Origin of the sequence: Mesorhizobium sp. M0898, assembly GCF_040319695.1 — a bacterium.
Lineage (GTDB): Bacteria > Pseudomonadota > Alphaproteobacteria > Rhizobiales > Rhizobiaceae > Mesorhizobium.
This window is the reverse complement of the sequence record NZ_JAMYOE010000033.1, coordinates 18,291-31,154: the sequence shown is the minus strand read 5'-3', so window position 1 is coordinate 31,154 and position 12,864 is coordinate 18,291. Positions and strand designations below refer to the sequence as shown.

Genomic DNA, 12,864 nt, shown 5'->3' with positions numbered 1-12,864 from the left:
ACCGGTGAGAGTGACAAGTGTGACAGGATTCCGCCCGATAAGCCGCGGCGGTCGCAGCGAAGCTCACCGATCCGCGGATCAGCGGTGCCAGTCACGATCCCAGCATCGCCCGCCATCCCGGAGCTGGAACAAAAAAAGCCCGCTGCCGGGAGGAGGTGGCAGCGGGCTCGATTTCGAATACGGCACGGGAGGAGGTGTACCGCACTCAGCGTCGGCATCGCATCTGGGAGGAGTAGATGGCCGACACCTGCGAAACTATCGATTGCCCAATGATTCGGCAACCACAAAAGTTGCATAGGTGATGTGCAGATTTGCGGTATCAACCGAATTTTAACGATCCACTGGCCCGAGCCATCGCCGTCGCACGACATCACTGCACCGGGACATTTTCCTTGAAGATCAGGCGCGGCTCGATGAATTTCCGCGTCAGATAGGGCGCCGACGAGGCGATCGAGCCGAGAAGGCGAATGACCGACTGTTCGGCGATCAGCCGCGCATTCTGGTCGATGACGACGTCGAGCAGATCGTCGACCAGATAGCCGCGCGTCTCGCGCGTCAGATCATGGCAGATGAACACCGGCTTCGTCTGCGGCCTGACTTCGAGCAATGCTTTTGCCACGCCCGAGCGCCCGGCGCCGATACAGTAGATGCCGAGCAGCTCCGGCTCGCTGTGCAGCGCCTTCATGGTCGCGGTATAACTGGCCTCCGGCTCATCGTTGATCTCAACGGCGCTTGTGACCGTCAGATTGGGGAACTCCTCGCCGAGCACGGAGCGAAAGCCCATCTCGCGTTCCTCATGGCCGCGGTAGGAGCGTGAGCCGACGACCATCGCCAGATGGCCCTGGCGGCCGCCGAGGAACCGTCCCATCAGCAGCGCCGCGGTGCGGCCGGCCACCCGGTTGTCGATGCCGACATAGGCCGAGCGGGGCGCGCCCGGAACATCGGACACAAGTGTGACCAGGCGGATGCCGGCCTCGACGATCTCGCGCAAGATGTTGCGCGTTCTCGGGTGATCGACGGCAATGACGCCGACACCGTTCGCCTTGAGCGAGAGGTTTTCGACGGCCGCCTGCAAGGCACTCGGCGAGATGCCGGCGAGCTTGTGGATGCGGCAGGAGGCGACCAGCGGCAGGCGCGCCGCATAATCCTCGATGTGCCTGGCCAGATCGGTCATGAAGGCATTGCTGCCGATCGGCAGGAAGAATTCGAGATGCGCCGGCCGCGAGGGCAACGCGACCTGGTCGACGACTGGCAGATAGCCGAGCTGCTTGGCGGCCTCCATCACGCGCTGCCGGTTGGCGGCACTGGCCCCCGGCCGGTTGTTGAGCACGCGGTCGACCGTCGCGGTCGACAGGCCGCAGCTCCTGGCAATATCCGAAACAGTGGCTTTCATGTCGCAACCATGTGGCGATGCGATCCAGTGCCTCGACGATCAGGCGGACCCCCGGCTGCTCAGCCGGGCCGTTGCGTGCCCTCGACCAGCGCGTCATGGATCTCCTTGTCCGACATGCCGGTGATGACGCGTTCGACTTCGGCGACGCTGGTCTTCTTCGGGTCAATATCGTCGGCGACCACCTTACCGCGGCGCATGACGACGATGCGGTCGACCACCTGGAAGACATGATGGATGTTGTGGGCGATGAAGATGCACGAATGGCCGGAATCGCGGGCGCTGCGCACGAAGCTCAGCACGCCTTGCGTTTCGGCGACGCCGAGATTGTTGGTCGGCTCGTCGAGGATGATGAGGTCGCTGTCGAAATGCATGGCGCGCGCAATCGCCACCGCCTGCCGCTCGCCACCGGAGAGCGAGCCGATCGGCGTCGTCGGCGGGATGTTCTTCGAGATGCCGACCTGCTTGAGCAGGTCGCGGGCAACCACGTTCATTGCCTCCTGGTCCATCCGATTGAGGAAGCGCGGCGGCTTGATCGGCTCGCGCCCGAGAAACAGGTTGCGGGCGATCGACAGCTGCGTCACCAGCGCCGAATCCTGGTAGATCGTCTCGATGCCATGCGCGATGGCGTCGCTGGTACTGCGCAAATTCACCTTCTTGCCGCGGATGAAGATGTCGCCGCTGGTCAGCGGGACCGCGCCCGACAGCACCTTGATCAGCGTCGACTTGCCGGCGCCGTTGTCGCCGAGCAGGCCGACGATCTCCCTTTCGTTGACATGGAAATTGGCATCAACCAGCGCCTGCACGCGGCCATAGGACTTGCGGATATTTTCCATTCGGACAAGCGGTTCGGCCATGGTTCAAGTCCCTGCCTGATGCCGGCGTTCCAGCCATGAATGGAGCGCCATCATGCCGAGGATGATGGCGCCGATGAAAATATTATAGGCAAGGCCCGGCACACCGATCAGCACGATGCCGTTGCGCATCACGCGCAGGATCAGGATACCGAGCACCGTGCCGATGATTGTGCCGCGCCCGCCTGTCAGCGCCGTGCCGCCGATCACCACCATGGCGATGACTTCGAGCTCGTAGCCGGTGCCACTGTTGGGGTTGGCCGCCGAGGTGCGCAGCGAGGAGATGACGCCGGCAAGCGAGGCCAGGATCGACGACAGGATGAACAGGCCGATCTTGACACCGCTGACATTGACGCCGCGCGCCCTTGCAGCACTCGGGTTGCCGCCGGCTGCCTGGATCCAGTTGCCTGTCCGGCTCTGCGTCAGCACGTAACCGAGCGCGATTGCGGCGGCGATGAACCAGAACAGCGACATGTAGATACGGAACGGCCCGATGAAGAAATCGCCGACCAGCGCTTCCGCCAGCCAGCTGCCCTCGGCGCTCCAGGTCCGCTGCGGAAACCCGTTGGTGACGAACAAAGCGGTGCCGCGCACCACCAGCAGCATGCCCAGCGTCACCAGGAAGGACGGGATCTTGAGCTGCGTCACGAACCAGCCATTGACCAGTCCAATGAACGCAGCGATCACCAGCGCAATGACGAAGGCGGCTTCCAGCGAGGCGACGCCGCTGTTGAACAACGTCCACATCAGGACCGGCGAGAAACCGAACACCGAGCCGACCGAGAGATCGAATTCGCCTGATGTCATCAACAGCGTCATCGCCAGCGCGATCAGCCCGAGCTCGACCGTGAAGGCCAGCGTGTTCGAGATGTTTTGCGGCGACAGGAAGTCGTGGTTGATGCCCCAGAATACGGCGATCTCGACGACGAGCAGCACAAACGGCCCGAACTCGGGCCGCGCGATCGAGCGTTGGATAAGAGAACGATTTTCCACCTTGGACCCGCGATAGGATTGGATTTGGCCGCGACCGCAACCGGCTTCGGCGGAATGCTGAGACGGTCACGGCCGCAGAAGCGGCCGTGACCAACTCGATCGCGGATTTATTTGCCGGACAGGATCTTGTCGTAGACTGCCGCGGTGTCCTTCTCGTAGAGCGCGCCGGTGATCACGTCGAAGCCGGGCGGAATACCGCTCGCCGCCATGTTGGCGAGCGAGAGCGCGACGTAGCTGGTCGCCTGCGGATCCTGCCACTGCGCGGCATTGACGTAGCCGTTCAGCACTTCCTGGGTGGTGTCGAGCGAGTTACCCCAGCCGACGACCGGGATTTCGCCCGGCTTGACGCCGACCTGGTCGAACACCCGCTTGATCGAACCGGTGACAAGGTCGCCGAGGCCGATAACCGCCTTGACCTTGGCCCTGTTGGCAGTGAGGTAATCGACCATGCGGTTGATCACTTCGGCCTGGTCGAGCGTCGCTTCGGTGATTTCGTAGGTGATGCCGAGCGGCTCGAACACGCTCTTGATGCCTTCCTCTTCCTGGACGCCATAGGTGGCGCCGGGAATCTCGACCGGCATCCAGACGAAGTCGCCCTTCTTCACAAGGCCCTTGTCGACCAGATACTGCGCCCAATGTTTGCCGAAGGTGACGTTGTCGCCGCCGACATAGGCGTTGAAGTCCGCCTTCGGGTCGGGCGTGTTGAAGTTGATGATCGGGATGTTCGCCGCCCGCGCTTCCTTGGCGATCTCGACAAGGCTGCCCGGATCAGGGCTGGTCGTGGTGATGCCGTCGGCCTTGGCGGAAATCGCGGCGCGAACAGCCTCCTGCTGCGACGCCACGTCGCCATTGTGGAACGACGTATTGACGGTGTTGCCGGTGTCCGCCGCCCATTGCTTGGCGCCGGCAAGGAAGTAGGTCCAGACCGGATCGGCCGGGCCGCCATGCGAAATCCAGTAGAACGTCTTGGCCTGTGCCGCGGCCGGAATGGCCAGCGCCACCACCAAGCCAAGTACAAGCAGTCTTAGCCTCGTCAGCATTTGATTTCCTCCCATTTGAACCGAACTCCTCCTCCGACGACGATCGCGGCCAAAAACCGTGCGCGGCCAAAGCCGTGATCGCATTTACCAGCGTCGACCTGGGCGCATTAGAGCATTCCCTTTTTTGATCGATGGCAAGCCTCGATTGCCAATGGACGTTGGCGCAAGGCACCGCGCCATCAGCAATCCCATCAGATTGCATCAGTTTGGCTGGTATTTTCCAGGCGGCCGACGATCGGCCTTGCGACCGTCATGCAATCCCGCGCGGCGGCGCGCCGAGCACGTGTTGCTCTAGGTCGATAAGCGTCCCGGTCATCAGCCCGGAGGCGTCGCTGAGCAGGAACAGCGTTAGCTGGGCGACTTCGTCCATGGTCAGCAATCGACCAAGCGGCAGGCCGGCGGCGGCAATCTTTGCCCAGTTTTCGCCCTTGCCCAGCGTGCGCGCCTGCATCTCTTGTTCGGCCGGCGTCGCTACCCAGCCCATGTTGATGCCGTTGACGCGGATGCGATCGGAAAGATGCGCGTTGGCAATGTTTCTGGTCAGCGTCGAAAGCGCGCCCTTGGTTGCGGAATAGATGGCAAGGTCCGGCGCACCGCAATGCGCATTCACCGACAGTATGTTGACGATGGCCCCCGCCGCCCGCCGTGTCTTCATGTCGGCTACGGCCGCCTGCATGAGGAAGAACGGCGCGCGCGCATTGACGGAAAACAACCTGTCCCAGTCGTCGATTGTGCCAGTTTCCAGCGAGGCCCGGTCGGTGAGGGCCGCGGCGTTCACCAGACAATCGATGCGGCCAAGTCTTTTGATCGCTTCCGCCATGACAGCTGCAGGCGCGGCCGGATCTCCAAGGTCGGCCTGGATGAAGACGACGGGCCGGCTTGGTCGTGAAAGCTCTTCGGCGATGCGTCTGCCACGCTCGGCATTGCGGCCGACAATGGCGATCCCTTCGCCGCCGTCGGCTGAGGCCAGCCGGGCGATGGTCTCGCCAAGCCCTTGCGTTCCGCCGGTAACGACAAGGGTCTTGCCCTCAAGAGCGACGATCAATGGACTCTCCCGAATGCCGACGAGCAGGTAATTTCCAATCAGAGAATTCTAGAATCTATCGGATGTTAGGCTGGGGGACTAGATGAGGTCGGCCCTGGCGAGGTCGCGCATCAGGTGGCTGGCACCGTAAGTCCAGTGCGGACAGTCGGGCGACAACCGCACCCGGTTGACCAAGGCGCCGAACTTCTCCGACGAGATGGTGACGATGTCGCCGACCTTGTGGGTAAAGCCCTTGCCTGTTTCGCCGCGATCCTTCGACGGCACGAACATGGTGCCGAGATAGAGCGCCAGCCCGTCGGGGTATTGGTGATGCGGCCCCATGGCGGCGGCGACCAACTCTTCCGGCGAGCGGCTGATCTCGGCCATCGAACTGGCACCCTCCAGCGAGAACCCATCCTCGCCTTCGACCTTCAGGCGTACGATCGCCTGCTTCACGTCGCCAATGGAAAACGTCTCATCGAACAGCCGGATAAAGGGGCCAAGTGCTGCCGAAGCGTTGTTGTCCTTGGCTTTGCCGAGCAGCAGCGCCGAGCGCCCCTCGACGTCGCGCAGATTGACGTCGTTGCCGATCGTCGCCCCGACAATCCTGCCGCTGCTGGCGGCAATCATGGCGATCTCCGGCTCCGGATTGTTCCATGTCGAAACCGGATGCAGGCCGACATCGGCGCCGAAGCCGACCGAGGCCATCGGCTGGCACTTGGTGAAGATCTCGGCATCGGGGCCGATGCCGACTTCCAGATATTGCGACCAGGCGCCGCGCGCAATCAGCTTGGCCTTGATCTCCATCGCTTCCGGCGAGCCGGGCTTGAGCTTCGACAGATCGTGGCCGATCAGCCCGGCGATGTCGGCGCGAATGGCGTCGGCCTTTTCCGCCGAACCGCGCGCCTGCTCCTCGATCACCCGTTCGAGCAGGCTGACGACAAAGGTGACGCCAGACGCTTTGATCGCCTGCAGGTCGACGGGGGACAGCAGGTACGGTTTCCCCGGATCGCGCGCTGTCTCGAAACTGCTGGCGGCAATGGCATCGAGCGGGCCGATCGGCCGCCCCTTGGCCGAGCGGACGTGCCCCGCCGGATCCGGCAATTCGCAAACGTCGCGCACGGTCGGCGCCACATTTGACGTGATGTCGAAGACCGTGCCGTCACGCACCGTAACCACCAGCGGATGGGAAGCAGCGCTCGCCCGGGCGCGGCCCACGAAGAGGCCTTCGGCGGGCAAATGTGTGGCGTTCGTCATGGCTTACATTTCCTGTTGTCTTGTCCTTCGGCCGCGGCACTTTCAACAAATTCCCGCCAAAGGTCTATCCCGCTTGCAGGGCGAGCTTTGTCAATTCTTTCAAGCGGTCTTCGCATCGCCGGACCTTGATCGAGCCTGACGTGCGCCAACGGCGACGGAAAACGCTCTTTCAAAATAATGAAACCGTCGCTAGGGTTTTCACCTACTGAAATCTCCAGGTGACGCTTGCCCGTACGGTTTTCCGATCCAATCTGGCAGAAGCCGCGGACAGCCACCGCGTTCCAGTCGCTTTTTCCCGCCGGCCAATGCGTGGATGTCGTTATCGTCGGCGGCGGTATCATGGGGCTGTCGACAGCCTTGCACGCTGCCCGGTTCGGCCTTGCTGTCCAGGTGCTGGAGGCCGGCGAAATTGGCAATGGCGCATCCGGCCTGAACGGCGGTCAGGTCATTCCCGGCCTGAAATACGATCCGGATTGGCTGCTGGAGCATTTTGGTCTCGAACGCGGCGAAGCGCTCGTCAACTTTGCCGCCTCGACCGCTGACACCGTCTTCGAATTGATCCGCGACGAAAGACTGGCGGTGCCGTTCGTCCGCAATGGCTGGATCCAGGCCGCGCATACCGAGACCGCGCTGAAAGCGGCGGCGAACCGGGATCGGCAGTGGCGCGCCCGCGGCGCTGATGTCCGGCTGCTGAGCGGGACCGAGATCGCAACGATGACCGGCGCGCAAGGCTATCTCGGCGGCTGGCTCGATCGCCGCGCCGGTGTCATCGATCCGCTCGCCTACACGTCGGAACTGGCGCGCGTCGCTGCAGCGGCGGGCGTGAAGATCGCCGAACGCCAGAACGTGATGCAGATCAGCAAGGATGCCGGCATTTGGCACGTTTCTACGGAAAGCGGCGCCGAACTCAATGCCAAGGCGGTCGTTCTGGCGACCAACGCCTATACCGGCGACCTGCTCCCCGGCCTCGCCGAGACGATCGTCCCGCTGCATTCCTTCCAGATCGCGACAGCGCCGCTATCGTCCAATCTCGCGGCGGCTATCCTGCCGGAAGGGCAGGCAGTGTCGGATTCGCGCCGCATCCTCGTCTATTATCGCAAGAGTGCCGACGGCCGTCTGGTGCTCGGCGGGCGCGGCCGCATGGCTTTGCCGAACGGCCCGGCCGACTGGGCGCATCTGGAGCGCGCGCTGCTGCGGCTTTATCCGGCGCTGTCAGACATTGCCATTGAAAAGCGGTGGTTCGGCCGGGTGGCAATGACGCCGGACCATCTCCCGCATATCCACGAGCCAGAGAAGGGTCTGCTGGCGGTCGTCGGTTGCCAGGGCCGCGGCATCGGCCTGATGACCGCGCTTGGCGAGCGCATCGCCTCCTACCTGTCGAGCGGCGACACCAGGCAATTGCCGTTCCCGGTCTCGCCGATCCGGCCGATTCCGTTTCATGCGTTTCGGCAGGTCGGCGTCGCCGCGACCATCGCCTGGTACCGGATGCTGGACGCGTTCGAACGCTGACGTTCATGCCCAAGCGTGAAACAGCTTGACAGCTTCACGAATATGAAAAAAGCTTGGTCGATTTCAAGTTATGATGGGCAGTCGATGTCGACCCTCGCCGCAACGCAGCCGCTGCCGGAAACCCGGTCTTCGCCGGGTTTTCGCTTCGCCATGCTGCTGCCCGGCGGGTTGGTCACCTTCTTGCTGATCCTTTTCGCCCTCGGCCTCGTGCTTTTCCTCGCCTTCCGCGGCAATGACGGCTCGCTGCTGGGCGCTGGTTTCACCCTTGCGAATTTCGTCACCGTGGCAACCGATCCGCTGTACCGGACGGTGACGCTGCGCTCGCTGGGCATCGCCGGCCTGGTGACGCTGGCAACCGTCGTCACCGCCTATCCTGTCGCCTACTATCTGGCCTTTCACAGCGGGCGGCGGCGTGGGCTGCTGCTGTTCCTGCTGACCCTGCCGTTCTGGACCAGCTATCTGCTGCGCGTCTTCGCCTGGAAAATCGTGCTTGCCTATAATGGCGTGCTCAACTCGGCGTTGATCGAAAGCGGCATCTGGTCGGAGCCGACATTGGCCTTCCTTAATACGCCGGCGGCGGTCGTCGTCACGCTTGCCCACGCTTATGCCCCGTTCGCCATCCTGCCCATCTATGTGGCGCTGGACACCATCCCGAAATCGTTGCTCGAGGCCGCTTCCGATCTCGGCGCAAAACCATTCACCAGTTTCCGCCGCATCGTGCTGCCCAATTCGATGCCGGGCGTGCTGGCGGCCGCTCTCGTCGTCTTCGTGCCGACCGTCGGCGATTATGTGACGCCGGCGCTGGTCGGCGGCCCTGCCAGTACAATGATCGGCACACTGATCCAGGCCGAGTTCGGCAAGGCCAATGACTGGCCGTTCGGCGCCGCACTCGCCGTCGCCGTCATGCTTGTCATTCTCGCCGTGGTGCTGGTGGTGCGCTTCGCCGACCGGCGATACGGCAGCCGCACATGAACACGGCGCGTGTCGATGCAAAACAGGGCGGCGGCTGGCTGGGTGTCTATGTCCTTGCCTATCTGGTGTTCCTGTATTTGCCGATACTGCTGATCCCGCTGTTTTCCTTCAACAATTCGGTCCAGGCGGCATTTCCGCTGCAAGGCTTCACGCTTGAGTGGTACGGCACACTTTACGGCAATTCGGCGCTGTCCGGTGCGCTTGCCACCAGCCTCGTCATCGGCGCCATTGCCGCCACCGGCGCAACACTCTGCGGCATTACCGTGTCCTACATGGACCTCTACGGTCGCTCGCCGCTGGCCGCCACGATCAGTGCCATTGCGCGGCTGCCGATCCTGATCCCCGGCGTCATCGTCGGCATCTCGCTGTTGATCCTGGTCAATCTCGCCGGTTTCGGGCCGTCGCGCATTGCCATTGTGCTCGGCCATGTATTGGTGGCGCTGCCGACGACGGTGGTGGTCATGCGCAGCCGCTTCGCCGCCATCCCGAAGACCATCCGTGAGGCAGCGCTCGACCTCGGCGCCTCGGACTGGGCGACCTTCAGACGGGTGATGCTGCCGCTCAGCCTGCCCGCCATTATTTCGGCGTTCATGCTGGCCTTCCTGACCTCGTTCGACGAGTTCATCGTCGCCTTCTTCCTTGCCGGCACCGAGCCGACGCTGCCGCTTTATATCTGGAGCCAGCTGCGCTTCCCGAAATCGCTGCCGACCGTCATGGCGCTCGGCACGGCGATCCTGGCCGTGTCGTTCGTCATCGCCGCACTCGCCGAAATCCTGCGCCATCGCGGGCTTGCCGCCACCCGGCGGCCAGCGCCCGCCAGCCTGTCAAAACCAGAAGAAACCGAAAGAGGAGAACTGCAATGGCATTCGACCTGAAATCGATAACGGCAAAGACAACGAAAACCGGACTGGCTGCTTTCGCGCTGGCGCTTGCGTCGACTGTCGCCTTTGCCGGCGACAAGCTGCAATATTTCACCTGGTCGGGCTATGAACTGCCCGACTTCAACAAGAGCTTCCTCGCCGCGCACCCCGATGGTGTCGAAGCCTCGATGTTCGGCGACGACGATGACGCCTTCACCAAGGTCAAGGCCGGCTTCCGCCCCGATGTCGCGCACCCTTGCTATGACAAGGTGGCGCGCTGGAACAAGGAAGGCCTGCTGCAGCCGATCGACACCAAGCGCATCAAGAACTGGGATTCGATCTTCCCGGTCTTCAAGAACCTGCCCGACCTGCAGGCCGGCGACGGCAAGGTCTGGATGGTGCCGTGGGACTGGGGCAATACCTCGATCCTCTACCGCACCGATCTGGTGAAGAACCCGCAAGCCAGCTGGAACCTGCTCTGGGACAAGCAATATGCCGGGCGCATGGCGACCATCGATGCCGTCCACGACACACCGGTGGTGGCGGCCCTTCTGGCCGGCGTCAATCCATTCGACATGACACCGGAACAGATGGACAAGGTGGCGGAAAAACTGCGCGAGCAGCGCCCGCTGCTCTCGAACTATACCACCGACATGACCTCGGTCGAACAGGCACTGGCGAGCGGGCAGCTGGTCGCGGCCATGACCTGGAACGCCTCGGCCACCTCGCTGAAGAAGCAGGGCGTGCCTGTCGAGTTCATGAAGCCGAAGGAAGGCATGCTGACCTGGGCCTGCGGTTTCGTCATGCTCAAGGACGCCAAGAACGTCGACCTAGCCTATGACTTCATCAACAGCCGGCTGGAAACGGATTCCGGAAAGTATCTGATCCAGGCCTACGGCTATGGCAGCTCGACCAGCTCGGCTTTCGCCGCTGTGCCGAAGGAGGAGTTGGAGAAACTGCAGCTGCCTTCCGATCCCGAGGTGATGCTGAAGACCACGATCTTCACCGGACCGATGAAGCAGAATGACGAACTCGCCAAGATGTTCGAGAAGGTCAAGGCAGGCGGCTGAGTTCGCTCTTCCTTCTCCCCTTGTGGGAGAAGGTGGATTGGCGCGCAGCGCCAAGACGGTTGAGGGGTGTTGGAAGGAATGAGGCGTTGGTGTTTTCTGGAACACCCCTCATCCGACCGAGCTTCGCTCGGCCACCTTCTCCCACAAGGGGAGAAGGGAAGACCACGCGGCGCCGGCCAAAAATACTGTAACAAGGACGAACGAATGGACATGCTGGACGAAGCGGCTGAGAAGCCGAAGGACGACGCCGACGTCAGGGTCGGCCGGCGCGTGCGGGCGCTCAGGCTGGAGCGCAATCTCTCGCTGGCCGAACTTGCCGCCAAAGCCGGTGTCTCGATAGGTGCGCTAAGCCAGATCGAGCGCGGCATGTCGTCATTGCGGGTCCGCGTGATCTGGCCGCTTGCGGCCGCCCTCGATATAGAGCCGTCGGCGCTGATCGCCGACGGCAATGATGTCGGCAACGATCTTTATTGCGTGCGCGCCAACAGCCGGCGTCAGATCCCGGTCAAGTCGGAAGGCATCGCCAAGGCGCTGCTGTCGCCGCCGGCCGCCACGCTGACCGGCATGCTGGTGACCGTGGAAGCCGGTGGCGGCACCGCCGAAGCCTATGCTCATGCCGGCCATGAATTCGGCTTCGTCCTGTCCGGCGAGGTCGAGCTGGTGGTCGATTCGACCAGATACGGGCTGAAGGCCGGAGACAGCTTCGCCTTCAAGAGCACGTTGCTGCATGCCTTCCGCAATCCGGGCAGCGAGCGCTGCCAGATCCTGTGGGTCAACACGACCAAACCGTCCGAGGTTCGCGATGGCGCCTGATCCGCTCGTCCGGCTGGACAAGGTCTCCAAGATTTTCCCCGGCGGCATCATCGGGCTCGACGCCGTCGATCTCGATATTTCGCGCGGCGAGTTCCTGACCCTGCTCGGACCGTCCGGCTGCGGCAAGACCACCAGCCTGCGGGTCATCGCCGGATTCGAGAGCCCGTCGAACGGCAAGGTCCTGCTCGAAGGCCGCGACATCACGGCGCTCAGGCCCTTCGACCGTCCTGTCAATACCGTGTTCCAGGACTACGCGCTGTTCCCACACATGAACGTTGCCGAAAATGTCGGCTTCGGCCTGTCGCTGCGCAAGCTCTCCGGTGCCGAACAGGCAAAGCGCGTCGGCGCAGCGCTCGACATGGTCGGCCTTGCCGAGAAGCTCGGCGCCCGCGTGTCCGAATTGTCGGGTGGCCAGCGCCAGCGCGTCGCGCTTGCCCGCGCCATCGTCTGCGAGCCGCGTGTGCTGCTGCTCGACGAGCCGCTGTCGGCGCTCGACGCGCATCTGCGCGAGCAGATGCAGGTCGAACTGAAGCGGCTGCAGTCGCGGCTTGGCACCACTTTCGTCATGGTCACGCACGACCAGACCGAGGCGCTGTCGATCTCAGACCGCATTGTCGTGATGAACAAGGGCCGCATAGAGCAGATTGCGCCGCCGGCGACCCTTTACGACCGCCCCGCCACCAAATTCGTCGCCAGCTTCATCGGCACCATGAATCTTCTGCAGTCGCGCTTTGTCGGCCGTGACGGCGAGCGCTTGCGGTTCATCGCCGGCGCTCTGCCGCTGGAAGCGATTTCGGATAAAGGCGAGCTGCCTGGCGAGGGCACGGTGCGCACCATTGGCGTGCGTCCGGAGGACCTTTTGGCCACGACCGAGGCGGCGGCCGGTACTGCACCGGTGCGGGTGAACAGCATCGTCTTTCACGGCCGCACCTTGCGCCTTCATGCAGAGTTGGGGCAGGGGACACAGGTGGTGATCGACGCGCCGCGCCGGACAGAGGGTTTTCAATTCAGCGTCGGCGACGTGGCGCATATCAGCCTGCGCCGTGGTGCCAACTGCCCTATGCTGCCTAGCTAGTCTCACT

The 12,864-nt window shown here is 63.2% G+C and carries 12 protein-coding genes; 6 read left to right on the top strand and 6 right to left on the bottom strand.

Going from position 1 to position 12,864, the window contains the following annotated elements; genetic code table 11:
• Nucleotides 1-370: 370 nt before the first annotated feature.
• The 6 genes from NKH90_RS26105 to NKH90_RS26080 form a co-directional block, all read right to left on the bottom strand.
• Entirely contained in the window at nucleotides 371-1,393 is a 1,023-nt protein-coding gene (locus tag NKH90_RS26105; protein ID WP_352821829.1) for a LacI family DNA-binding transcriptional regulator, read from the bottom strand.
• A 59-nt stretch (nucleotides 1,394-1,452) separates the two neighbouring features.
• Nucleotides 1,453-2,247, bottom strand: a complete 795-nt coding sequence (locus tag NKH90_RS26100; RefSeq protein ID WP_023674040.1) for an ATP-binding cassette domain-containing protein — start codon at nucleotides 2,245-2,247, stop codon at nucleotides 1,453-1,455.
• 3 nt (nucleotides 2,248-2,250) lie between these two features.
• Nucleotides 2,251-3,237 (bottom strand): ABC transporter permease, encoded by a 987-nt coding sequence (locus NKH90_RS26095; protein ID WP_352821826.1) that lies wholly within the window; start codon nucleotides 3,235-3,237, stop codon nucleotides 2,251-2,253.
• Between the two features lie 107 nt (nucleotides 3,238-3,344).
• Complete coding sequence (locus NKH90_RS26090) at nucleotides 3,345-4,277, bottom strand: substrate-binding domain-containing protein (protein ID WP_352473388.1); 933 nt, start codon at nucleotides 4,275-4,277, stop codon at nucleotides 3,345-3,347.
• A 250-nt stretch (nucleotides 4,278-4,527) separates the two neighbouring features.
• Entirely contained in the window at nucleotides 4,528-5,322 is a 795-nt protein-coding gene (locus NKH90_RS26085; protein WP_352821824.1) for an SDR family oxidoreductase, read from the bottom strand.
• A gap of 78 nt (nucleotides 5,323-5,400) precedes the next feature.
• Nucleotides 5,401-6,558: a fumarylacetoacetate hydrolase family protein gene (locus NKH90_RS26080; protein ID WP_352821822.1), complete on the bottom strand. Its 1,158-nt coding sequence runs from the start codon at nucleotides 6,556-6,558 to the stop codon at nucleotides 5,401-5,403.
• 225 nt (nucleotides 6,559-6,783) lie between these two features.
• Between NKH90_RS26080 and NKH90_RS26075 the strand changes: the two genes are divergently transcribed.
• The 6 genes from NKH90_RS26075 (at nucleotide 6,784) to NKH90_RS26050 (ending at nucleotide 12,857) form a co-directional block, all read left to right on the top strand.
• Entirely contained in the window at nucleotides 6,784-8,067 is a 1,284-nt protein-coding gene (locus NKH90_RS26075; RefSeq protein WP_502898878.1) for an NAD(P)/FAD-dependent oxidoreductase, read from the top strand.
• A gap of 84 nt (nucleotides 8,068-8,151) precedes the next feature.
• Nucleotides 8,152-9,039: an ABC transporter permease gene (locus NKH90_RS26070; RefSeq protein ID WP_352821817.1), complete on the top strand. Its 888-nt coding sequence runs from the start codon at nucleotides 8,152-8,154 to the stop codon at nucleotides 9,037-9,039.
• A complete protein-coding gene (locus NKH90_RS26065) occupies nucleotides 9,036-9,914 on the top strand; it encodes an ABC transporter permease (protein WP_352821815.1) in 879 nt (292 codons plus the stop codon). Before NKH90_RS26070 ends, NKH90_RS26065 begins: the two co-directional genes overlap by 4 nt.
• Nucleotides 9,899-10,969, top strand: a complete 1,071-nt coding sequence (locus tag NKH90_RS26060) for an ABC transporter substrate-binding protein (RefSeq protein ID WP_352768837.1) — start codon at nucleotides 9,899-9,901, stop codon at nucleotides 10,967-10,969. Before NKH90_RS26065 ends, NKH90_RS26060 begins: the two co-directional genes overlap by 16 nt.
• Nucleotides 10,970-11,173: 204 nt before the next feature.
• A complete protein-coding gene (locus tag NKH90_RS26055; protein WP_023674050.1) occupies nucleotides 11,174-11,782 on the top strand; it encodes a cupin domain-containing protein in 609 nt (202 codons plus the stop codon).
• Complete coding sequence (locus tag NKH90_RS26050; RefSeq protein WP_352502010.1) at nucleotides 11,772-12,857, top strand: ABC transporter ATP-binding protein; 1,086 nt, start codon at nucleotides 11,772-11,774, stop codon at nucleotides 12,855-12,857. Before NKH90_RS26055 ends, NKH90_RS26050 begins: the two co-directional genes overlap by 11 nt.
• Nucleotides 12,858-12,864 lie beyond the last annotated feature (7 nt).

Excerpts from the sequence above, each read along its gene's own strand:
- NKH90_RS26065 (WP_352821815.1), top strand. The coding sequence starts at position 9,036 with ATGAACACGGCGCGTGTCGATGCAAAACAGGGCGGCGGCTGGCTGGGT.
- NKH90_RS26090 (WP_352473388.1), bottom strand. The coding sequence starts at position 4,277 with ATGCTGACGAGGCTAAGACTGCTTGTACTTGGCTTGGTGGTGGCGCTG.
- NKH90_RS26055 (WP_023674050.1), top strand. The coding sequence starts at position 11,174 with ATGGACATGCTGGACGAAGCGGCTGAGAAGCCGAAGGACGACGCCGAC.
- NKH90_RS26105 (WP_352821829.1), bottom strand. The coding sequence starts at position 1,393 with ATGAAAGCCACTGTTTCGGATATTGCCAGGAGCTGCGGCCTGTCGACC.
- NKH90_RS26100 (WP_023674040.1), bottom strand. The coding sequence starts at position 2,247 with ATGGCCGAACCGCTTGTCCGAATGGAAAATATCCGCAAGTCCTATGGC.
- NKH90_RS26080 (WP_352821822.1), bottom strand. The coding sequence starts at position 6,558 with ATGACGAACGCCACACATTTGCCCGCCGAAGGCCTCTTCGTGGGCCGC.
- NKH90_RS26050 (WP_352502010.1), top strand. The coding sequence starts at position 11,772 with ATGGCGCCTGATCCGCTCGTCCGGCTGGACAAGGTCTCCAAGATTTTC.
- NKH90_RS26060 (WP_352768837.1), top strand. The coding sequence starts at position 9,899 with ATGGCATTCGACCTGAAATCGATAACGGCAAAGACAACGAAAACCGGA.
- NKH90_RS26070 (WP_352821817.1), top strand. The coding sequence starts at position 8,152 with ATGTCGACCCTCGCCGCAACGCAGCCGCTGCCGGAAACCCGGTCTTCG.